The organism is Histophilus somni, from assembly GCF_014202395.1.
Taxonomy (GTDB): Bacteria; Pseudomonadota; Gammaproteobacteria; order Enterobacterales; family Pasteurellaceae; genus Histophilus; species Histophilus somni.
In genome coordinates this window covers 20,056-42,114 of sequence record NZ_JACHGQ010000013.1, presented here as the reverse complement: position 1 = coordinate 42,114, position 22,059 = coordinate 20,056, and the positions used below count along the sequence as shown (strand labels likewise).

The window sequence follows — 22,059 nt, the reverse complement described above, 5'->3', positions numbered from 1 at the left end:
TTTTTAACGAATGAATTGATTTCTCACAATGTGATCTATAACACATTTTTTATACATTTTGGGGAATAGAAATAAATGAACAATAAGCATATTCATATTTTGGGTATCTGTGGCACTTTCATGGGGGGAGTAGCTATTATTGCCAAACAAATGGGCTATAAAATCACAGGGTCAGACACGAATATTTACCCTCCGATGAGTACTTTTTTACAACAAAATGGTATTGAAATCATACCGCACTTTGACGTTTCGCAGTTGCAACCAGCACCTGATTTAGTCGTCATTGGCAATGCAATGAAACGTGGTAATCCTTGCATAGAGTATGTGTTGGAAAATAGCTTACCTTATCGTTCAGGTCCACAATGGTTACACGAGCATTTATTACGTGATCGCTGGGTGCTTGCCGTATCGGGAACACACGGCAAAACAACAACAACCGGTATGTTAAGTTGGATTTTAGAACAAAATGGCTTGCAGCCGGGATTCTTAATAGGTGGAATAGCCGGCAATTTCGGTGTTTCAGCACGCTTAGGCAAGAGTCCATTTTTTGTTATAGAAGCTGACGAATACGATACGGCATTTTTTGATAAACGTTCCAAATTTGTACATTACAATCCAAAAACGCTTATTATCAATAACTTAGGGTTTGATCATGCGGATATTTTTGACAACCTACAAGCGATTCAACGCCAGTTTCACCATATGATTAGAACAATGCCTAAGAGCGGTCGTATTCTTGCCTTTGCTCATGAACAATCTGTAAAAGAAACTCTAGACATGGGTTGCTGGTCTGAAATGCATTTTTTGGGACAAGATCAGGAATGGCATACGGAAAGAATAGCTCATGACAGTTCGCATTTTGCTGTTTATCATCAGGGAAAAAAAGCCGGTGAAGTGCAATGGAATATCGTCGGTCAACATAATATGAATAATGCACTTATGGCGATTGCGGCAGCTTACCATGTGGGCGTGCAAGTCAAGGATGCTTGTCAAGCACTATATTCTTTTGTTAATGCGAAACGTCGTTTGGAAGTAAAAGGTGAAGTAAATGGAGTTACTGTTTATGACGACTTTGCCCATCATCCGGCAGAAATTCTTGCAACATTAACCGCACTTCGAGACAAGGTCGGTGGCGGAGCACGTATTTTGGCAGTGCTTGAACCTCGCTCAAATACGATGAAAATGGGAATTCATAAAGATGAAATAGCACCGGCATTGGCAAGAGCGGATTATGTTTTTTTATTGCAACCGGAAAATATTCCTTGGAATGTAGTTGAAATTACTAATGATTGTGTGCAACCGGCAAAATGGTCTGGAAATCTGGACAACTTAGTTGATTTAATTGTTACTGAGGCACAACCTGAAGATCATATTTTGGTCATGTCAAATGGTAGTTTTGGGGGAATTCATCAGAAATTACTGGAAAAATTACAGCTAAAAAATTCATTATAGACATCTTATACTACCTGTTTACCTGTTTTTTAAGATGCGTTTTTAGCTGTAAAATCAATGCTTACCTTTGTGTTGTGTACCAATTTATTTAAATGATCAAAATGGACTTTCGATTTGTAATTGACGGTAAATATCTGCAATGGTCAATATTAAACAAGAACGAATAATTTTTTCCCGTCGCAGAGATTTCATCTGGTAAGTAAGGCTGTTTTTGTCTTCGATTAATGGCTCAAAATCAAGTGCTGATTTATCCATCAACAGCGTTAATTTTTGCAAAAAAGTGAGTACAATTTCATCATCGAAAGTGTATTCCTTTTCGTCCTTATTTAATGTTTCCTTAAATTGAATAAAGGCATTTACGTCGGAAAATAGATTGTGTTGGATCACGCCAAGTCCGAGTAACACTTTGAGACGTACACTGAGATCACCAAGAGGACCATCGTTGGTAAAAAGAGAGTCAATCACCGACTGTACCACAAAATCTGTTTTTCGAAATACTCGATTGATCAGACTATCTACCGCCTCTTCAAAAATTGCCACAGTAGCAATCATAAAACCTCGCACGGAAACGGTACCGTTTAATTTTTCATAAATAGGATCTTCAGATAACAACTTGTTTTTCCTATGCTTGAAAGAGAAAGAGCGGTCATTTTTTAGGAAGTTTTGCAAACTGACCGCTCTTTTGTCTAAGATTTATTTTACTTCATTATAGGCTTGAGCTATTTGCTCAATAATAACGACATCTTGCAATTCCGTGTATTTTTTCAACGTTTCTGTTACACCGATTTCTGCCAAAGATTGTGCTAATTCTACTGCTTGCGGATCATCTTCACAACGGAAAGTCAGTGCGTAAGCTATTGCACGAATTAGATGCTGATTAGCTAAATTGTATTCAATAGTACCACGCAATGGTTTGATTAAGCGATCATTGTAGCTTAATTTGCGTAAGGGCTGGCGACCCACACGTTCCACATTATCTACTAAATATGGATTAGCAAAACGCTTGAGAATTTTTTCAATATAAGCGGCATGTGCTTGCGGTTCAAAACCGTAACGCTGAATTAACACTGCACCGCTTTCTTGCATGACAGCCGCTACAAACTCTTTGATGTCGGGATCTTCAATGCTTTCTTTCACGAATTGATAGCCTTTGCGTTTGCCGAAATAGGCGGTCACAGCGTGTCCTGTATTCAAGGTGAATAATTTACGCTCTACAAATGCCATCAAATTATCAGTTAATTCCATTCCTTGAATGTTTGGAATATCACCTTTGAATTGGGTGCTATCTACGATCCATTCACAAAATTCCTCTACTGTTACCAACAAAGGATCCGATATATCTTCTTGCACAGGTGGCACAATGCGATCTACCGCACTATCAACGAAACCTACATATTTTTCAGCGTCTGCTTGCAATTCCTCTGTAAGATGTGTGAAAACCTGCTCTTTTAAAAAGGTCGTTCCACGAACCATATTTTCACAAGCGATAATGTTTAACGGCTTAAAATTGCCTGCGGTTAAACGAGCTTCAATACCTTTGGCGATAGTGCTAGAAATAATTTTTAACACGGTAGGACCAACAGCAGTGGTAACTAAATCAACCGTTTTAAACAGCTCAATCAAAGCATTTGTGTCTTTTGAATCCACCCCCGTAACATGACGTACGCTTTCCATCGCATTAATGCTGTCGCCAACGATTTTCACGTTATAAGACTGATGTCTTTTCAATAGATCAATTACCTGTTCATTCACATCGGCAAAGGTTACTTGAACTCCGCTATCAGCTAATACTTTGCCGATAAAACCACGACCGATATTACCTGCTCCGAAATGTAATGCGTTCATTTTGCTCTCCCAATCAATAAAATTATAAACAAAGATGGCGTAGTCAAAACTACGCCATTTTTTACCGCACTTTTAAGCTTTCAATAAGGTCAGCACTTTTTCTATATCATCAGTTGATGTTAGTGTTGTAATGGCTTCTTCGCTATCCAATGCGTTAGTAATTGCGGTTAGTACTTGAATATGCTCATTGCCTTTCGCCGCAATCCCGATTACTAATTTCGCTACGCCGTCTTCTTCGTCGGTAAAACGAACGCCTTGTGGATATTGGCACACTACAATACCGGTTTTCAACACCGCATCTTTTGCTTCTGCTGTTCCGTGTGGCACGGCTAAACCTTCACCTAAATAAGTAGAAACTAATTCTTCACGAGCAAACATTGCATCAATATAGCTTGGTTGCACGAAACCAAATTTCACCAATTGCTCACCGGCGAAACGAATTGCATCCGCTTTGCTGTCTGCATTCAAGCCCAAGAAAATTTGCTCTGCGTTAAGAGTAAATGTTGTACCCTTGACGTCAATCGCATTTTCTTCCGCTATCGGTACTACAGTATCTTTTGTTGCAGCTTGCAAATCAAGCACTAAACTGTCGTAGAATTTGTTATCTAAGAAGTTTTGTAATGACAAATGTATTGCATTCGGAACTTGTTTTTTCGCACGCAAGGTTAAATCTTGATGAGTAATAACTAAACGGGCATCTTCCGGTAAATCATTAATCGCACAGTTAGTTACATCAATTGTCAAGCCAGCATCTTTTACTTTTTTACGTAACATTCCGGCACCCATTGCACTAGACCCCATACCGGCATCGCAAGAAACAAAGATTTTTTTCACCTCGTTCAAATCTATCACCGCACTTTTCGTTGCTGTATTACCACCTTTCATTGCTTTAGAAGCTGCTTGCATTTCTTCTAGGGTATTTTTGCTTTCTTCTTTTGAAATTTTCAAGAAGAAAGAAGAAATGACGAAAGATACGGTACAAGAGGCGATAACAGATAAAATCACACCGATGAAAGAGGTTTTCGGTGTCATAGCTAACACGGCAATAATTGCCCCCGGAGATGCTGGTGCTTGTAAGCCTGCATTAAATAATACCAATGTAAATACGCCTGTTGCACCACCTGCAATCACTGCAATTAATAAACGTGGGTTCATTAACACATAAGGAAAATAAATTTCGTGAATACCTCCAAAGAAGTGAATTACAGCAGCACCGCCGGAAGTTTGTTTGGCAGACCCTTTACCGAATAACATATAAGCTAACAACACGCCCAAGCCAGGACCGGGGTTCGCTTCAATTAGGAAGAAAACAGATTGACCTAATTCTTGTGATTGTTGGATACCTAACGGTGAAAAAATACCATGGTTAATTGCATTGTTTAAAAACAAGATTTTTGCAGGTTCGACAAAAATTGAGGTGAGTGGCAATAAGCCTGCTTGAACAAGTACATCTACACCGCTAGCCAACCAACCGGAAACTACTTTTACAGCCGGTCCGATGATCCAGAAGAATAGAATGGCTAAAATCATTCCAATAATACCGGAAGAGAAGTTATTGACTAACATCTCAAAACCGCTTTTGATTTTGCCATCAGCCCATTTGTCAAAACGTTTAATTGCCCAGCCGCCGGTTGGACCTGCGATCATTGCACCAAGGAACATTGGAATATCTGTACCGACGATCACACCGGCAGTAGTAATCGCCCCGACTACTGCACCACGCTCTCCACCAACTAATTTACCGCCAGTATAACCGATTAATAATGGCAGTAAGTACATTATCATTGGTCCGACTAACTTCGCCAAGATTTCATTTGGCAACCACCCTGTCGGAATAAAAAGTGCGGTGATAAAACCCCACGCAATAAATGCCCCAATGTTAGGCATCACCATATTTGATAAGAAACGTCCAACACTTTGGATTTTGACTTTTGCATTTGCTGATAGCATAACTTAACCTCAATAAATAGAACACGTAAAGAGAAATAATTGGCTATTTTTCAGGCAGAAAAAAATAACATATTTATAATAAAAGCAAAAATTTTTTCTTTAAGATTTGTGATGTAGGACACATTTTTTATTATTTAATCAGTGATAAAAACGTGATATTTATCACAATTTATAAATTCAAACCATAAAATTGTGATGAAGATCACAAAAATAAAACAAGATTTTCTAAATTCTTTGTGAGTCTGATTAAGCATATTTACGATGTATAACATAAAATTTAGTCAATAACTGTATTTATGCTTAAACTCAGTGCGGTTAAAATAGAAAAACTTTCAACCGCACTTTAATTACAGGAATTTGCTACAGTCTTCTTTATCATAAAGATTTCAAACGAACCAATAATTCTTCTTGTTTGAAAGGCTTATTTAACACCTCAAACTCACTGAACTGAGCGATGTATTCCGTATGGTTCCCTGTCATTAGCAGTATTTTGATTAAGGGAAAACGGTATTTTATATAATTTGCTAAATCAATACCGCTCATTTTGCCGTTCAAAACCACATCGGATAACAGATATTCATATTCTATGCGTTCGTTTTTCGATAAATGCGACATTGCTTGTTCCGCATTTTCAAATACGAGAGTTTGATAGCCCATTGCGATAAGTTGTTCATTTAAGGTTTCCCGAAGATCTTTTTGATCTTCGATAAGTATTAATGTCGCTCGTTCAGATAAATCCATACTCGCTGGAAGTGCGGTGGAAATTGTTGAATTTCTGCGGGAAATAGGTAGCTGTAAATGGATCTTAGTGCCTTTACCCAGTTCGGATTGTACTTTAACCCTTCCTTTAGATTGGCGAATAAATCCATATACCATCGACAATCCCAAACCGCTACCTTTACCGTTTTGTTTGGTGGTAAAAAAAGGTTCAAAAATATGGCGACGAGTTTCTTCACTCATTCCGCAACCGTTATCAATAATTGACAGTTGCACCATTTGTTCGGTTTTATGGGTTCGTTGGACTAATAATTGACGGGTTTTCAGCACAATTTCGCCTTTACTCTCTAAGGCATCTTTGGCATTCACCAATAAATTCACCAAGGCTGTTTCCAATTGATTTTTATCCATATAAATCAGCGGTAAATTCTCCGCTAAATCTAACCGCACTGTAATCGTTGCTGGCAGGCTATGTTTCATAAAATCGGAAAATTCAAATAATAGCTGGTTTAAATCTAATGAGGTCGGATGGAGAGGTTGCTTGCGGGCATAAGCCAGCAAACGCTGTGTTAATGTTGCACTATTTTCTGCCGCTTTTAATGCACGTTGCAAACGTTTTGCCTGTTTGTCGTGTAAAGTTTCAGGATCTATCAAATCTAAATTACCAATAATCACCGCCAATAAATTATTGAAATCGTGAGCAATTCCACCGGTTAAATGACCGATACTTCGCATTTTTTGACTGTGTGCTAAATCCGTTTCCAATTTTTTACGTTGAGTACGATCAATTAAAAACGCCACCAAACCACCGTCTTGTAAGGCACTTACCCTCCATTCCAAAATTTGCCGGCAATAGTCGATTTCCAATGGTTCTTGCTCACTACGCATTTCACTTAATAATTTTTCATTAATTTGCTCCGAGCTACCATAAATTTTTGCTGAACCTTGCTGTAAAAAGAACGCTAGACTTGAAAAATTAGCCTCTCGTGCTTGCTCTTCATGCCAATGTAATAATTGTATAAATTGGCTATTGCAAGACATTAAACAACCGGAGGGATTAAAAATCGCCAAACCGTCCCGCATTGCCAAAAAAGTTCGCTCCAACAATTCACTTTTTTCTTTCAATAAGGCATCGGTACGTGCTAGTTTCACCACATTTTGCTGAAAAATATAAAAAGCTCGAGCTAATTCGCCGATTTCATCTTGTCGTTGTTGTTGCGGTACTTGAGCATATTTATCCCCTTGTGATAAGCGAGTCATCGCCTGAGTAATAGAATACAAACGCTTACCGAATAAGCGATAAATATAAATACCCAAAATGATAATCAAGCCGACTGTGAATAAAGAAGCTCCCCAAATATACAAAATATGCTTGGAAAGTGCGGTTTGAATTTTTGCAGATTCACTATTCACAATAGCGATTTTTTCTTGTGCCAAACGGCTGTAATCTCGGTCAATTTGAGCTACAAGCGAATCAATTTGATAAGTTAAGAATTGAATACGTTGATTAATCGCTACCAATTGGTAGGCTGATTTAGTGATAAGTTCAAATTCATTTTCTATTTTTATCCATTCTTGCTGAATATCTGGCTGTTTTTTCTCGGGTAAAAATGAAAATACTGAGCGAATGGCAATAAAGGTTTCAGGTGAAAATAAACCTTTAGTCGCAGTTTCAATCAAGTTTTCAATTTGTTGAAAGTCAGAAACAAACAGTTTGCCGTCTGCTAAAAGTGCGGTGCGTTTTTCTAACCTTTTAATGTGTTCTAAATAAAGTAAGGATTGGTTTAATTTGCTGATGATGCTGGTATTCAAAACATGGCGTTGATAGGCTTGTTGTAACAGCTCTTGCACACTTTTTTCCAATAAGTCAATAGATTGAATAATCCCTGAAAATTGATGTTGCTCTAACGGACTGGCGTATTTTTTGCCTTGATCCAAATAATGATGTACTTGCTCAATATGCTGTGCCAGTTGCTTGGACGCTTCCTGATATTCTAATGCACGAAAGGTCTGCCTGAGTTTATTGGCATAAGTGGAAATCTGAGTGGTTTTGATACCTAAACTCATGGAGAAAAACATTTGGTTCATGGAGCGATCACGTAAATTTGACAGGGCGTTATGACTGGAATTCAATCCAAATACAGACATCACACTAATTGAAAAAATCAGAAAAACTGCCACCAGTACGAATACGATCAATCGTAATCTAACACCGTAGGAATGAGTAGAAAAAAGTTTTTTTAACATATAACTACCGACTGAATAAAACTTTTGTAATTTTTACCGCACTTTTGACCGAGTGTGACATTATAAATAGTTTCTATTATGGAATTATGACAAATATGAATGAGTTTTTAACATGTTCTGTTCATAAACTTATGCTTTACTGTAAATCAAAATAAAGATTGAGGGCAATTAAAATGGAGCAGGCTGTCAATATTTCCGTAACACCGTTGTTGGAAATGCGTCATATCGCCAAACGTTTCGGCGATTTTTATGCATTGCAACATGTTGATTTAGATGTATATCGTGGTGAAATTCATGCGTTAATGGGTGAAAATGGTGCCGGTAAAAGTACATTAATGAAAATTTTGGCAGGTGCGTATATTGCTACTTCCGGTGAAATCAACATTGACGGCAAACTCTTTCCGATTTCTTCGCCGAAAGATGCCATTCTTGCGGGAATTACTTTAATTTATCAAGAAATTCATCTTTCACCGAATTTGACAGTTGCAGAAAATATTTTTTTAGGTCGTGAAATCGGTACGGTATTTGGCTTGAATCGCAAGAAAATGGAAGAAGAAGCACAGGAAGTATTAGACCGTTTAGGTGCTCAATTTTTCGCCTATCAAAAAGTGTCCTCTCTCACCATTGCTGAGCAACAGCAAGTAGAAATTGCCCGCGCGTTACATCGTAAAAGTCGAATTTTAGTGATGGATGAGCCGACTGCTGCATTATCCTCCCGTGAAACAGAAAAATTGTTTGAGTTGATCAAAAAATTACGGTCGGAAGGATTGGCAATTATCTATATTAGTCACCGAATGGCGGAAATTTACGAATTGGCGGATCGTGTGAGTGTATTACGTGACGGAAAGTATGTTGGATCTTTACTACGTGAGAATTTGCATGCCAACACTTTAGTACAAATGATGGTAGGACGACCACTAACAGATTTGTTTAATAAAGAAAAAGTACCAATAGGCGAGGAAGTCATTCGCATTGAAAATCTTTCTGACGGTAATAAAATAAAAAATGCTTCTTTGGTTGTAAGAGCAGGTGAAATTATTGGCTTATCCGGTTTGGTTGGTGCAGGTCGTTCTGAATTAGCTCATTTATTATTTGGTGTTAGTCGACCTACACAAGGCAAAATGTATTTAAACGGTGCCGAAATTAGTTTCAGCTCACCTCGAGAAGCCATTATTCATCACGTAGCATTATTACCGGAAAATCGTAAAGAAGAAGGATTATTCCTTGATATGAACGTATTTAAAAACATAACTATTGCGACCATTGAACGTGATGCCACCATGATGGTGATTAATCAGACAAAAGGAAAAGCGGATACTGATCAGGCAATTAAAAGTTTAAAAATCCGAGTGCCGAATGCTAATGTCGATGTGAGTGGACTATCCGGCGGTAATCAACAAAAAGTATTGTTGTCCCGTTGGATGGGAATTCATCCGAAGTTATTCATTTTAGATGAACCGACACGAGGTGTGGATGTTGGTGCAAAAAGTGAGATTTATAAAATGATGATTGAAATGGCAAAACAAGGTGTAGCGATTTTAATGATTTCCAGTGAATTACCTGAAATTGTCGGTATGAGCGATCGTGTTTATGTAATGCGGGAAGGCTATGTTGTCGGTGAAGTTCTAGGTGAACAAATTAATCAAGAAAGCATTATGGCATTGGCCTGTGGTGCAGCGTAAATTTAGATGTAAGGAGCTTAATATGGAAAATGTAGCAAAATCAGGAGCTAAAAAACAGGCATTATCGGATATGTTCCAAGCAATGGGTATTTTACCTATCTTGCTACTGATTATTATCGTCTTTTCCTTTATTGCCCCCAATTTTATGAGTGAAGCCAATATGATGAATATTGCCCGTCAGGCATCAATTAATATCGTCTTGGCAGCAGGAATGACTTTCATCATTTTAACCGGTGGAATTGATTTATCCGTAGGGTCAATTTTAGGAGTAACTGCCGTCATGGCATTGGTGTGTTCGTTAAATCCTGCACTTGCCGATTTTGCAGTACCGATTGCTCTAGTTGCAGGTTTAGGTATGGGTGTTTTTAATGGTTTATTGGTTGCTTATGCAGGATTGCCACCATTTATTGTAACGCTTGGAACTTATACCGCACTTCGTGGTGCTGCTTACTTAGTGGCTGACGGCACAACAGTGATTAACTCAAAAATTTCTTTTGACTGGATCGGTAACGGTTATCTAGGCTCTATTCCTTGGTTAGTCATTATTGCCTTTGCAGTAATTGCGGTATGTTGGTTTATTTTACGTCGCACAACGTTAGGTACACATATTTATGCGGTTGGTGGGAATTTACAGGCTGCCCATTTAACTGGTATCAAAGTATCTCTAGTGTTGATTTTTGTGTATGCTACCAGCGGTTTATTATCCGGTTTGGGTGGTGTGATGAGTGCTTCTCGTTTATATAGTGCTAACGGTAACTTAGGGGTTGGCTATGAATTAGATGCTATTGCTGCGGTTATTTTAGGCGGAACCAGTTTCGTTGGCGGTATCGGTACAATTACAGGCACATTAATCGGTGCATTGATCATTGCAACTCTCAATAACGGTATGACATTAATGGGGGTATCTTATTTCTGGCAACTTGTCATTAAAGGTGGCGTAATTATCGTAGCAGTACTCATCGATAAGTATCGTACCAGTAAAGCAAACTAATTTGGGTAAATTACTCAAACTTTTCCTTAACCATAATCTCATAGGAGATATTTTATGAAATTAAAAACATTAGCAGTAAGTGTTATGTTGGCCATGGCTCCTTTGGCTCAAGCCAAAGAACTTAAATCTATCGGTGTAACAGTCGGTGATTTGGCCAATCCTTTTTTCGTGCAAATTGCCAAAGGTGCTGAGTTAAAAGCAAAAGAACTGGCTGGCGATAAAGTGAATGTGACATCCGTGTCCAGTGGCTACGATTTAGGTCAACAAGTAGCACAAATTGACAACTTCATTGCAGCGAAAACCGATATGATCATTTTAAATGCTGCAGATTCTAAAGGTATAGGACCTGCAGTAGAGCGTGCGAAAAAAGCCGGAATCGTTGTTGTGGCAGTAGATGTAGCGGCAGATGGTGCAAATGCAACCGTCACTTCCAATAACTACCAAGCGGGTGAAATTGCATGTCAAACCATTACCGATAAATTAAATGGTAAAGGTAATGTGGTTATCATCAACGGTCCACCAGTTTCTGCGGTACAAGACCGTGTTCAAGGTTGTATGGATGTATTGGCTAAGCATAAAGGGATCAAATTATTGTCTCACAATCAAAATGCAAAAGGCAGTCGTGAAGGTGGTTTAGAAGTAATGACTTCCTTATTAATCGCTCACCCGAAAATTGATGCAGTATTTGCAATTAATGATCCGACAGCAATCGGTGCCGACTTAGCGGCGAAACAGGCACAACGTAAAGAATTTTTTATCATGGGTGTAGATGGTTCTCCAGACGGTGAAGATGCATTAAAACAAAGCAATAGCTTGTTTAACGGCACACCGGCACAAGATCCGCAAGTTATGGCAGCGAAAGCGGTAGAAATCGGTTACGATATTTTACAAGGTAAAGCCGCACCAGAAAAACCGGTCTTGATTCCTGTAACCTTAATTAATCGCGATAACATCAAAGATTACAAAGGTTGGACTGTAAAATAATTATAGAAAAACCAAGCCGTTCCCTTTGTGCAACGGCTTTAACATATTATCAACAGCTAAAAAGTGCGGTAGATTTTTTCATTGTTTTGATGACAGGAAATAAAATATGAAGCGTTCGGAAATTAATCAAGCGATCAGAGAAGCACAGCAAATGATGGCAAAATACCACTTTGTACTGCCGAAATTTGCGGATTTTTCACTAGCGGATTGGCATACACTTTCTTTGGAACGCTATGCTGAAATACTAGAAGCAAATTTGGGCTGGGATGTGACGGATTTTAATTTAGGTAATTTCAAACAGGCGGGATTGACCCTATTTACCTTGCGTAATCAGTCGGATAGAAACAATAAACCTTATGCCGAAAAAATTATGTTGGTGAAGCAAAACCAAATTACGCCAATGCACTACCATTGGAAAAAAATGGAAGATATTATAAATCGTGGCGGTGGCATTTTAGTCATTCAGTTATACAGGCGTGATGAAATAACGGAGCTGCTAGATAAGGTTTCGTCCATTGATATTCAAATAGACGGGGAACAATATCAAGTTGCCGCAGGTAGCAAAATTCGTCTTAGCCCAGGCCAAAGTATTTGCTTACCACCAATGCTCTACCACAGCTTTTGGGCGGAAGATAGCGATGTTTTAGTTGGTGAGGTATCAATGACAAATGATGATCTCACCGATAACCGTTTTTTAGAATCTCTTGGACGTTTTTCAACCATTCAGGAAAATGAACAACCTATCCGTTTACTTTGTAGTGATTATAAGGAATTTTTATGTCGTTAATTAATTTAAAAGAAATGCTGACCGTTGCGGTACAACATAAATTTGCCGTGGGAGCATTTAATGCAATTGATTCCAATTTTATTGATGCAGTATTTGCTGCGGCTAAACAGCAGCAATCACCGGTGATTATTAATGTCGCGGAAGTACATTTGCAATATATCGATTTACCTGCGACCGCCAAATACATTAAAAAGAAAGCTCAATTAGCAAGTATCCCAGTTTGTTTAAACCTCGATCATGGTTTAACTTTACCAACCGTCAAACAAGCCATTGAATGTGGCTTCTCCTCTATTATGTTTGATGGTTCTTCTTTATCTTATGAAGAAAATATTCGTCAAACTAGAGAAATAGTGGAATTATGTCGCCCTTATAATATTTCTGTGGAAGGTGAATTAGGTGCCGTGGGTGGCGATGAAGGCGGTGCGTTAGAAAGTATAGCAGATGTAGCACTTTATACCAAAGTGGAACAAGCCAAGGAATTTGTAGAAAAAACCGGTATTGATACTCTAGCAGTTGCGATTGGTAATACGCACGGGAAATATAAAGGCGAACCTAAGCTTGATTTTGAACGCCTTGCACAAATCAATCAAGCTGTTGATGTTCCTTTGGTATTACATGGTGGTTCAGGAATTAGTGCAGAAGATTTCCGTAAAACTATTGAATTGGGTATTTGCAAAATCAATTTCTTTACCGGCATGTCTCAAACGGCATTAGATACCTTAGCGGTGGATATGAGATCCATAGAATTAAGTGGCAAATATAATCAATACTTGATGATAATGAATAATATGCAACATGCGATTAGTCAAACCGTTGCCGAACAATTGAAAATTTTTAACAGCATCGATAAAGCTAGATATTATGCAAAAACGTAAGGGTATTTTGGCGTTGGGAAACTTATTGGTAGATCGAACTTTAGTGATCTCCGATTATCCCAAAGAAACGATGTTGGCAACTATTTCGGAAATGGGATTACACTGTGGGGGTGGCTGTACTAATGTGTTATTCAATTTATCTAAATTGGATCCCGAGCTCTCTTTATTTTTAAGTGGTGCTATTGGAAAAGATAGTGAAGGACAATTTATTTTACGGCAAGCTAAGAAACACAATGTGGTATTAACCGCAATGTTAGAAAGCGATCTCCCCACTTCCTTTACTGATGTAATGATTAACAGTCAAAACGGAGAGCGGACTTTTTTTCATTACATAGGAGCAATGCAGCAATATGATCATCAAACTGTTACCTCGATAGATTGTAATGCTAAAATTGCCCATATCGCTTATTTGCCCTTACTGCCGGCGTTGCTGGATGTCTCAAAACTGGTAAAAACATTGACAGTGCTAAAAGAAAAGGGTTTTCTTATTTCGATTGATTTGGTTTCCTGTGAAAATAAACAGATTTTTAAAAATGTTATTCGCCCGATCTTATCCTATGTGGACTTTGTGATTATTAATGATGTGGAAGCCAAAATTTTAACGGAACAAGTAAATATAGCTTCTACAGAAAAAGAGTTGGTTACGACGGCAAAAGCGATTATGCAACTGGGTGTAAAGAAAGCCGTTATTGTACATTCACCTAAATATGCGGTTGCTTGTGATTTGCTGGGAAATATTGTTACGGTTCCTTCCTACTGGGTCGAAAAAGATAAAATTCTGAGTACATTGGGGGCTGGAGATGCTTTCTGTAGTGGTATTTTATACGGATTACATCAGAATTTACCGTTACAAAAAACCTTACAATTAGGACACGGTTTGGCGTATTTCAATTTATTTTCACTCTCTGCTACTGAAGGTGCAGTCAGCTATGTGAAATTAAAGGATTTTATTCGTACCAAAGAAACAATGCAGAATACTTAAAAAGTGAGGATTTGAGTTGCATAATAGCGTACTTAATTTTCTCCCAGTTTTTCAACTGAAGCCTCAAAGCAATACCCTAGGCCTCGAACAGTCTGAATAAAACTCGGAGCCTTAACATTCGGTTCAATTTTTTTACGTAGTCGCATAATTAATACATCAATAGTGCGGTCAAAAATTTCCAAATTTTCTGCATGGGTTAATTCTAATAATTTTTGACGGCTCAACACTTTTTGAGCGTGAGAAACTAAGGCATACAATAATAAATATTCGCCGTGAGTCAGTTCAATTTCCTGTTTTTGGGGCGAATAAAGTTTATGTGTTTCGGTATCTAAATACCATTGATGAAACAAAAAACCGCTATGCGTATAAACGGTGGTTGTGGCTTGTGGTTGAGTGCGACGAATAGCAGCTTTAGCTCTCGCCACTACAATTCGAGGATAAAAAGGCTTGGTAATATAATCATCAGCCCCCATTTCCAAACCAACAACTACATCGGATTCGCTATTTAAGCCACTCAACATAATGATGGGCTTATTCAACAGATTTTTTAATTGTTGAAGCAAAACCAGTCCGTTAATATCGGGGAGAATAAGGTCTAATAAAATCAAATCAAAGCGAGAATTGGTTTGTAATAAGGTTAATGCTTCCTGACCGGAAGAGACTGCAACAACCCTATACCCATATTCTTCAAAAGTATCGGTGAGTAGCTCGCAAATTTGAATATCGTCATCAATGACTAAAATTGATATGCTGGTGGACATTAATACCTGATAATAATTTTAAAGGAGGAAAGTATATAAAATATCAAAATAAAATAATGTTACAAGGATCACAATATTCATATTTCATTTATAGGAGTTTTTTATGCGTATAGGTATTGATTTAGGTGGAACCAAGATTGAAGTTATTGCGTTAAGTAACAGCGGTGAAGAGTTGTTTCGCAAACGTATTCCTACCCCGAGAGGGTCGTATCCGGACACGTTGACAGCAATTAAAAGTTTGGTAGATGATGCGGAACATGCAACGGGGCAACGAGGCACAGTAGGGATCGGAATTCCCGGCACTATTTCCCCTTTTACCGGCAAAGTCAAAAATGCTAATTCTGTTTGGCTTAACGGACAAAATTTAGACGAAGACTTGACCGCACTTTTAGGACGAGAAGTAAGAATTGCCAATGATGCCAACTGCATGACCGTCTCTGAAGCCACAGATGGTGCAGGAGCAGGAAAAAAGGTCGTATTGGCACTTATTCTCGGAACAGGTTGCGGTTCCGGTATCGTGATTGACGGAAAACCCTGGAATGGGGCTAACGGTATCGGCGGTGAATGGGGACACAACGAATTACCTTGGCAAGATGAAGAAGAACGTTCGCATAACGTACAATGTTATTGTGGCAAACATCGTTGTATCGAACAATTTGTTTCCGGTACCGGTCTATGTGATGATTACGAACGTCGGAGTGGGATAAGATTAAAAGGCAACGAAATTGCCGCACTTGCCGAGCAAGGCGATCCTACTGCCGAACAATCTTTACAAGCTTATGAACGCCGTTTGGCAAAAGCTCTAGCAGCTTATGTAAATATTTTAGATCCTGATGTGATTGTACTGGCGGGCGGTGTTTGTAACATTGATCGTCTGTACACAACCTTACCGACACGGATGAACGATTATATTTTCGGTAGAGAATTTTTTACTGAAATCAAAAAAGCCGTACACGGCGATTCCAGTGGTGTGCGTGGGGCGGCTTGGCTTTGGGGAATTGATGAAGCCTAAAAGTGCGGTGAGTTTTAAATGATTTTGAGGGCTTGGACTGCAAAATCAAGCCCTGACGTTGCAATACTCAAAGTAGTCTAAATTAACACCGCACTTTTATTTGACAATTCAAGCGTAAAAACATTTTGCATCAGTGTAAATAACAAAACAACCAATGATAAAATGAAGCGAATTGTAAATTTTTTATCTTCATTGAATGATAAAAGACTGTATATTCTACAGTTTTTTTGCTAATTTAAGACGTCTCTAATTATGCGGTTTTTCGGTAACATATGGTATTTTTTATCAAAACAGTAGTTAAACAAAGTATTTTATTTTCGGTCGCTATTTTGGTTGCATGTTCTTCCGAACACTCTAAAACAGCTAGCCAAAATGATGCGAAACAATTCGGGGCAAAATATGCTGGGCGTAGTTATCAGCAAGCGTCATTAGTGCCGGTTTCCTCTGTTGACAACAAAAGTGCGGTCATCAATCAAGGTGATTTTTTAACGCAACTTACTAATATTCGTCAAGCATCAACTGGCTTAGCTAATCAATTTGCGAACATTTATGACAAAGTAACTCATTGGGTATTGGCTGGTGCGAATACTAAACAATTAGCAGACTATGGTATTCAAGCTCAAATTATGAAAGGAACCGACGGATACCAAAATGTATTAATGACAGGATATTATTCGCCGGTTATTCATGCTCGTCATACGCAACAGGGCAAATATAATCAACCTATTTATGCTTTGCCTGCTAATAAACGTTTTTCTCGAGCTCAAATTTATGCCGGTGCCTTGCGAGGTAAGGGACTTGAGCTGGCTTACACTGATTCAATGATTGATAATTTTCTACTTGGCGTACAAGGTAGCGGTTATGTTGATTTTGGTCACGGAGATTTAACCTATTTTGCCTATGCAGGACAAAATGGTTTTGATTATGTAGCAATAGGACGATTGCTGGTAGAGGATGGCGAAATTTCCAAAGAAAAAATGTCTATTCAAGCCATTAAAAATTGGGCAATGGAAAATCCATCACGCTTACAAGCCTTGTTAGAACGTAATCCTTCTTATGTTTTTTTCAAAAAAGATCCTAACGGAAAAGTGCTTGGTTCTGCCGGTGTGCCTTTAGTACCTATGGCTGCTATTGCTAGCGATAAAAATGTGATCCCAAGCGGCTCTGTAGTTTTAGTGGAAGTACCGAAAATTGATGATGAAGGCAATTGGACCGGTGAACATATTTTACATTTAATGGTGGCATTAGATGTTGGGGGAGCAGTAAAAGGGCAACATTTTGATTTATATCGTGGAATTGGCGATAATGCCGGACATGTTGCGGGTTTATCGAAGCACTATGGTAGAGTGTGGTTATTACAATAATGACAGAACGTATTGATAATTATGAACAACGCTTTGGTGGAATTGGACGACTATATGGAATAGACGTTTTGGAACGCTTAAAGCAAACACATATTTGTGTGATCGGCATTGGTGGGGTAGGTTCATGGGGTGTCGAAGCAATTGCACGTTGCGGTATTGGGCAAATTACCATGATTGATATGGACGATATTTGTGTAACCAATATTAACCGCCAATTACCTGCATTAACAGGTAATATTGGTAAGTTAAAAACAGAAGTAATGAAAGAGCGTGTGCAATTAATTAATCCGGATTGCCACGTGAATATTATTGATGATTTTTTACTTGCTGAAAATTTAGCTGAATATATTCATACAGGCTACGATTATGTGATTGATGCTATTGACAATGTCAGAGTAAAAGCAGCACTAATTGCTCACTGTAAACGCAATAAAATTCCGATTATCACAATTGGTGGTGCAGGAGGGCAAACCGATCCAAGTCAAATTCGAGTGACAGATCTTAGTCGCTCTATTCAAGATCCTCTATTAGCAAAAGTGCGGTCAGTTTTACGTAAAGAATATCATTTTCCACAAAATCCTAAACGTAAGTTTGCAGTCGATTGTGTTTTTTCCACTCAGCCTTTAATTTTTCCAAAAATGGCTGATAATTGTACTACTTCAGCTACCATGAATTGTGCCAATGGCTTTGGTGCTGCAACAATGATTACCGCAACTTTTGGTTTTTTTGCGGTGGCAAAAGTTGTAGATAAATTGACAAAAGGCTAAAAAATTTTTGTAAAAATTCTAGCAATTTGATGAAAAAGTGATAACCTAGTCCGTCTTTTAAAATCGTTATTAATCATGAAAAGGAGTATTCCAATGTCTAATTTTACCTTTAAAAAAGCATTAATTAGTACAGCACTTTTTTCTTTATCTGCTGTGGCAAATGCTAGCATAGTAACATCAATTAAACCTTTAGGTTTTATCGCTTCATCTATTGCTGATGGTGTAACTGATACCCAAGTTATTGTTCCACCGGGTGCATCGCCACACGACTATAGTTTCCGCCCTTCCGATATTCAAAAACTAAAAAAAGCAGATTTAGTTGTTTGGATTGGCGAAGATGTGGATGCGTTTTTAGATCATGCAACTTTACGTGGTATAGATCCGAAAAAAGTAGTTACCATTGCTGAAATTTCAGAAATTAATACTAAAGGACTTTTAATGACAGGCCATCATCATGATCACGACCATGACCATGACCACGACCATGACCATGACCACGACCACGACCACGACCATGACCACGACCACGACCATGACCACGATCATGATCACGACCACAAACATGACCATGAACACAAGCATGGACACAATCATGAACATGATGAATTGGGCATTAATTGGCATGTTTGGTACTCACCGGAAATTAGCAAAATTGTTGCACAAAAAGTAGCAGAGAAATTGTCAATACAATATCCGGCCAAAAAAGCATTGATTGAAAAAAATCTTGCTGAATTTAACCGCACTTTAGCAGCAAAAAATAACGAAATTAAAAAGCAATTAGCTTCAGTAAAAGAAAAAGGATTTTATGTTTTCCATGATGCTTACAGCTATTTCAATAACGCTTATGGATTAAATCAAGTAGGCTATTTCACTATTAATCCATTAGTTGCACCGGGGGCAAAAACATTAGCTAAAATTAAGGAAGAAATTACTGAGCATAAAGTAAATTGCTTATTCGCAGAACCGCAATTTACACCAAAAGTAATTGAAAGTTTAGGTAAAGCAACAGGTGTAAACGTTGGACGCTTGGATCCGATGGGTGACAAAGTTAAATTAGGTAAAAATTCCTATGCCAATTTCTTACAATATACCGCAGATAGCTATTTTAGTTGCTTGAAATAAACCTTTTTATCAGACAGTGCCGTAAAACCACGTCCTTTAGAGCGTGGATATAAGGCACAAAATGATATACTTCTTACTGCTAACAGAGGTCGCTTTAGACTCTCAATGACGGCATAATCAGGGCAGGACGTGCCCGTAGCGTCTGTGAAGTGAATCGCATTGGCGGTCAGCAGCAGAAACCCACCGAGAGTAGCCCATTGCTTTCAATGGGAGCTGGTAGGAATCTCCTTGCTTTAGCTAGGGGAGGATGTCAATAAATTTAACCCACTTTAAAGTGGGTTAATTTCAAGTATTACGTAGCAGTTGCATATCTCAGTATCTGCTACGTTTTTTGTCTGTTTTAACGGTAAAACAAAAATAATGAAGCATGTTGAACGGTACCTTTTAGCGTTAACCACTTTTATATACTAACGTTGTGTAAAATTAGAAATAGAATGTAGTAATGCTCTTGTAAATTGAAAAAATATCATCCTATACAGCATAGTCAGCGTAAAAATTAAAGATCCAATTTTATGGCGAGTTATGCTATGTCGTTTAAAAAAGAGTAACTATTTCAATGCAGAAAATTATATTTTTGATGAAATATTAAAAGTGTTTAACTTGTTATAATTGGAAAATATTTTCAGCCAAAAATAATAAGATACAATCAAAACATCTACTTGACGTTATTTTAAATGTTTGGCACATTCAACCCAATCTCAATATTCAACAAGGATTTATGATGACACATCATTCATTAAAACATATATCTGATCGGATTAAACAGGCTTTAAATCAAATTGAAAACAGAAAATTAGCTCAGGATCTGTGGTATATCTTAGGCGAACGGAATTTTCAGGGCTTTCTACCCGCATTCACAGTAAACCATTTTTGCGAAAAATATCATATGACGGACAAAGAATTGGCTTTAATATTATTACCCGTCAGTGCGTGTTATGCTAATCCCACAATCTCCCATTTCAGTGTGGGGGCAATTGCTAAAGGAGAGTCAGGCAGCTTTTATTTTGGTGCTAATCAAGAATTTTGTACCACAAACATTCAGCAAACCGTTCATGCGGAGCAAAGTGCAATTTCTCATGCTTGGATGCGTCGTGAAAGTAAAATAACAGAGATTACCGTCAATTACACACCTTGTGGACATTGTCGCCAATTTATGAATGAACTTAACAGTGCGGAAACATTACGCATTCATTTGCCACATAGTCAGGATAATTTATTACATCACTATTTGCCGGATGCTTTTGGACCCCATAATTTACAGATAGATAATCGTCTATTTGATAAAAAAGCACATAATTTGTTTTTGATAACGGAAGATCCGTTAATTCAAGCCGCACTTGATGCTGCTAATCAATCTCATGCTCCTTATTCCAAAACCTATTCAGGTATTGCATTGCAATTGCAAGATCAACAGATTTTTCAAGGCAGTTATGCTGAAAATGCCGCATTTAATCCCTCTTTACCGCCACTACAAACAGCATTGAATTATTTAATTTTAGATGGAAATGAGGTGGAAAATATTGCTCGAGCGGTATTGGTTGAACAACCTTTCAGGTTGTCATATCGTGGTATGACAGAAGAACTATTGGCGTATTTAGGTGATATACCGCTCGACTATATTCAAGTATCATAAAATGGGTTTCAGCTTATACAGATAAAATAATATGAAAATAGCATTAGGTATTGAATATAACGGTACACATTATTTCGGTTGGCAACGTCAAGCGAATGTCACAAGTGTACAGGAAAAACTGGAAAGTGCGGTCAGTTTTGTTGCAAATGAATTTTGTCAAATATATTGTGCGGGTAGAACGGATTCGGGTGTTCATGCTACCGGTCAAGTGGTACATTTTGACACGAAAGCGATTCGCTCTGAAAAAGCATGGACATTCGGTCTTAATGCCAATTTACCTGCTGATATTGCGGTACGTTGGGCAAAGGTCGTCAGTGAGGATTTTCATGCTCGTTTCAGTGCCACAGCAAGGCGTTATCGTTATTTAATTTATAATCATCCGCTACGTTCCGCTCTTTTTCCCACTGGAGTTACTCATCATCACGTTGCATTGGATCATCGTTTAATGCACCAAGCAGGACAGTATTTATTGGGGGAACATGATTTTTCTTCATTTCGTGCCGCACAATGCCAGTCCAATACACCATGGCGAAATATTCATCATCTCCATGTTTTTCGCCAAGCCAATTACATTATTGTGGATATTCAAGCTAACGCTTTTGTGCATCATATGGTACGCAATATTGTCGGCAGTCTTTTAGAAATTGGAAGCGGAAAACAGCCGGTTGAATGGATGGATTGGCTTTTAACTCAAAAAGACCGCACTTTAGCCGCACCAACTGCTAAACCTGATGGTTTATATTTGGTAGAGGTGAAGTATCCTAATCACTTCAATTTGCCTAAAAATCCACTCGGTCCGTTATTCTTGGGAGAACCTAAGATAGATTTTCACCACGATTAACATCGATCTCCCGACCGCCATTTGACGGCGGGAGATCAAATATCGAC

18 protein-coding genes are annotated in these 22,059 nt (G+C 38.2%); 13 read left to right on the top strand and 5 right to left on the bottom strand.

The window, feature by feature from the left end:
* Positions 1 to 75: 75 nt before the first annotated feature.
* Positions 76 to 1,452 (top strand): UDP-N-acetylmuramate:L-alanyl-gamma-D-glutamyl-meso-diaminopimelate ligase, encoded by a 1,377-nt coding sequence (gene mpl / locus HNR69_RS08455; protein WP_075294177.1) that lies wholly within the window; start codon positions 76 to 78, stop codon positions 1,450 to 1,452.
* 96 nt (positions 1,453 to 1,548) lie between these two features.
* Here mpl and HNR69_RS08450 read toward each other — a convergent pair whose 3' ends face one another.
* From HNR69_RS08450 to HNR69_RS08435, 4 genes are all read right to left on the bottom strand, one after another.
* Positions 1,549 to 2,064: an MltR family transcriptional regulator gene (locus HNR69_RS08450; RefSeq protein ID WP_075294176.1), complete on the bottom strand. Its 516-nt coding sequence runs from the start codon at positions 2,062 to 2,064 to the stop codon at positions 1,549 to 1,551.
* 81 nt (positions 2,065 to 2,145) lie between these two features.
* Entirely contained in the window at positions 2,146 to 3,297 is a 1,152-nt protein-coding gene (locus tag HNR69_RS08445; protein ID WP_075294175.1) for a mannitol-1-phosphate 5-dehydrogenase, read from the bottom strand.
* Positions 3,298 to 3,369: 72 nt separating this feature from the next.
* Positions 3,370 to 5,247, bottom strand: a complete 1,878-nt coding sequence (locus HNR69_RS08440) for a PTS mannitol transporter subunit IICBA (protein WP_075294174.1) — start codon at positions 5,245 to 5,247, stop codon at positions 3,370 to 3,372.
* Positions 5,248 to 5,622: 375 nt separating this feature from the next.
* A complete protein-coding gene (locus tag HNR69_RS08435) occupies positions 5,623 to 8,211 on the bottom strand; it encodes an ATP-binding protein (protein WP_075294173.1) in 2,589 nt (862 codons plus the stop codon).
* 173 nt (positions 8,212 to 8,384) lie between these two features.
* Here HNR69_RS08435 and HNR69_RS08430 point away from each other — a divergent pair, with 173 nt between their 5' ends.
* The 6 genes from HNR69_RS08430 (at position 8,385) to HNR69_RS08405 (ending at position 14,512) form a co-directional block, all read left to right on the top strand.
* A complete protein-coding gene (locus HNR69_RS08430; protein WP_075294172.1) occupies positions 8,385 to 9,893 on the top strand; it encodes a sugar ABC transporter ATP-binding protein in 1,509 nt (502 codons plus the stop codon).
* Between the two features lie 22 nt (positions 9,894 to 9,915).
* Entirely contained in the window at positions 9,916 to 10,884 is a 969-nt protein-coding gene (locus HNR69_RS08425) for an ABC transporter permease subunit (RefSeq protein ID WP_012341638.1), read from the top strand.
* A gap of 54 nt (positions 10,885 to 10,938) precedes the next feature.
* A complete protein-coding gene (locus HNR69_RS08420; RefSeq protein ID WP_012341637.1) occupies positions 10,939 to 11,868 on the top strand; it encodes an ABC transporter substrate-binding protein in 930 nt (309 codons plus the stop codon).
* A 106-nt stretch (positions 11,869 to 11,974) separates the two neighbouring features.
* On the top strand, positions 11,975 to 12,655 hold the full coding sequence (locus tag HNR69_RS08415) for a D-lyxose/D-mannose family sugar isomerase (RefSeq protein WP_012341636.1): 681 nt from the start codon (positions 11,975 to 11,977) through the stop codon (positions 12,653 to 12,655).
* Entirely contained in the window at positions 12,646 to 13,530 is an 885-nt protein-coding gene (locus tag HNR69_RS08410) for a ketose 1,6-bisphosphate aldolase (protein ID WP_012341634.1), read from the top strand. The genes HNR69_RS08415 and HNR69_RS08410 overlap by 10 nt, the downstream gene beginning before the upstream one ends.
* Positions 13,517 to 14,512 (top strand): adenosine kinase, encoded by a 996-nt coding sequence (locus HNR69_RS08405; protein WP_012341633.1) that lies wholly within the window; start codon positions 13,517 to 13,519, stop codon positions 14,510 to 14,512. Before HNR69_RS08410 ends, HNR69_RS08405 begins: the two co-directional genes overlap by 14 nt.
* 32 nt (positions 14,513 to 14,544) lie before the next feature.
* Here the strand turns inward: HNR69_RS08405 and HNR69_RS08400 are convergent, their stop codons facing one another.
* Positions 14,545 to 15,273: a response regulator gene (locus HNR69_RS08400; protein WP_012341632.1), complete on the bottom strand. Its 729-nt coding sequence runs from the start codon at positions 15,271 to 15,273 to the stop codon at positions 14,545 to 14,547.
* A 103-nt stretch (positions 15,274 to 15,376) separates the two neighbouring features.
* Here HNR69_RS08400 and mak point away from each other — a divergent pair, with 103 nt between their 5' ends.
* From mak to truA, 6 genes are all read left to right on the top strand, one after another.
* The gene (gene mak / locus HNR69_RS08395) at positions 15,377 to 16,285 is read left to right on the top strand and encodes a fructokinase (RefSeq protein WP_011609407.1); all 909 of its coding nucleotides are present in this window, start codon (positions 15,377 to 15,379) and stop codon (positions 16,283 to 16,285) included.
* Positions 16,286 to 16,557: 272 nt separating this feature from the next.
* The gene (gene mltA, locus HNR69_RS08390) at positions 16,558 to 17,649 is read left to right on the top strand and encodes a murein transglycosylase A (RefSeq protein ID WP_075294171.1); all 1,092 of its coding nucleotides are present in this window, start codon (positions 16,558 to 16,560) and stop codon (positions 17,647 to 17,649) included.
* Positions 17,649 to 18,416 (top strand): tRNA cyclic N6-threonylcarbamoyladenosine(37) synthase TcdA, encoded by a 768-nt coding sequence (gene tcdA, locus HNR69_RS08385; RefSeq protein ID WP_075294170.1) that lies wholly within the window; start codon positions 17,649 to 17,651, stop codon positions 18,414 to 18,416. Before mltA ends, tcdA begins: the two co-directional genes overlap by 1 nt.
* Before the next feature lie 93 nt (positions 18,417 to 18,509).
* A complete protein-coding gene (gene znuA, locus HNR69_RS08380; protein WP_136122271.1) occupies positions 18,510 to 19,538 on the top strand; it encodes a zinc ABC transporter substrate-binding protein ZnuA in 1,029 nt (342 codons plus the stop codon).
* Positions 19,539 to 20,259: 721 nt separating this feature from the next.
* Positions 20,260 to 21,171 carry a cytidine deaminase gene (gene cdd / locus HNR69_RS08375; RefSeq protein ID WP_075294168.1) on the top strand — a complete coding sequence of 304 codons (912 nt, stop codon included), beginning with the start codon at positions 20,260 to 20,262 and terminating at the stop codon, positions 21,169 to 21,171.
* 31 nt (positions 21,172 to 21,202) lie between these two features.
* Positions 21,203 to 22,012: a tRNA pseudouridine(38-40) synthase TruA gene (truA, locus tag HNR69_RS08370; protein ID WP_075294167.1), complete on the top strand. Its 810-nt coding sequence runs from the start codon at positions 21,203 to 21,205 to the stop codon at positions 22,010 to 22,012.
* Positions 22,013 to 22,059 lie beyond the last annotated feature (47 nt).

Bases quoted from the DNA above. Each gene is read 5' to 3' on its own strand.
- mpl (WP_075294177.1), top strand. From the start codon at position 76: ATGAACAATAAGCATATTCATATTTTGGGTATCTGTGGCACTTTCATG.
- HNR69_RS08445 (WP_075294175.1), bottom strand. From the start codon at position 3,297: ATGAACGCATTACATTTCGGAGCAGGTAATATCGGTCGTGGTTTTATC.
- HNR69_RS08440 (WP_075294174.1), bottom strand. From the start codon at position 5,247: ATGCTATCAGCAAATGCAAAAGTCAAAATCCAAAGTGTTGGACGTTTC.
- HNR69_RS08435 (WP_075294173.1), bottom strand. From the start codon at position 8,211: ATGTTAAAAAAACTTTTTTCTACTCATTCCTACGGTGTTAGATTACGA.
- HNR69_RS08430 (WP_075294172.1), top strand. From the start codon at position 8,385: ATGGAGCAGGCTGTCAATATTTCCGTAACACCGTTGTTGGAAATGCGT.
- HNR69_RS08425 (WP_012341638.1), top strand. From the start codon at position 9,916: ATGGAAAATGTAGCAAAATCAGGAGCTAAAAAACAGGCATTATCGGAT.
- HNR69_RS08420 (WP_012341637.1), top strand. From the start codon at position 10,939: ATGAAATTAAAAACATTAGCAGTAAGTGTTATGTTGGCCATGGCTCCT.
- HNR69_RS08415 (WP_012341636.1), top strand. From the start codon at position 11,975: ATGAAGCGTTCGGAAATTAATCAAGCGATCAGAGAAGCACAGCAAATG.
- HNR69_RS08410 (WP_012341634.1), top strand. From the start codon at position 12,646: ATGTCGTTAATTAATTTAAAAGAAATGCTGACCGTTGCGGTACAACAT.
- HNR69_RS08405 (WP_012341633.1), top strand. From the start codon at position 13,517: ATGCAAAAACGTAAGGGTATTTTGGCGTTGGGAAACTTATTGGTAGAT.
- HNR69_RS08400 (WP_012341632.1), bottom strand. From the start codon at position 15,273: ATGTCCACCAGCATATCAATTTTAGTCATTGATGACGATATTCAAATT.
- mak (WP_011609407.1), top strand. From the start codon at position 15,377: ATGCGTATAGGTATTGATTTAGGTGGAACCAAGATTGAAGTTATTGCG.
- mltA (WP_075294171.1), top strand. From the start codon at position 16,558: ATGGTATTTTTTATCAAAACAGTAGTTAAACAAAGTATTTTATTTTCG.
- tcdA (WP_075294170.1), top strand. From the start codon at position 17,649: ATGACAGAACGTATTGATAATTATGAACAACGCTTTGGTGGAATTGGA.
- znuA (WP_136122271.1), top strand. From the start codon at position 18,510: ATGTCTAATTTTACCTTTAAAAAAGCATTAATTAGTACAGCACTTTTT.
- cdd (WP_075294168.1), top strand. From the start codon at position 20,260: ATGACACATCATTCATTAAAACATATATCTGATCGGATTAAACAGGCT.
- truA (WP_075294167.1), top strand. From the start codon at position 21,203: ATGAAAATAGCATTAGGTATTGAATATAACGGTACACATTATTTCGGT.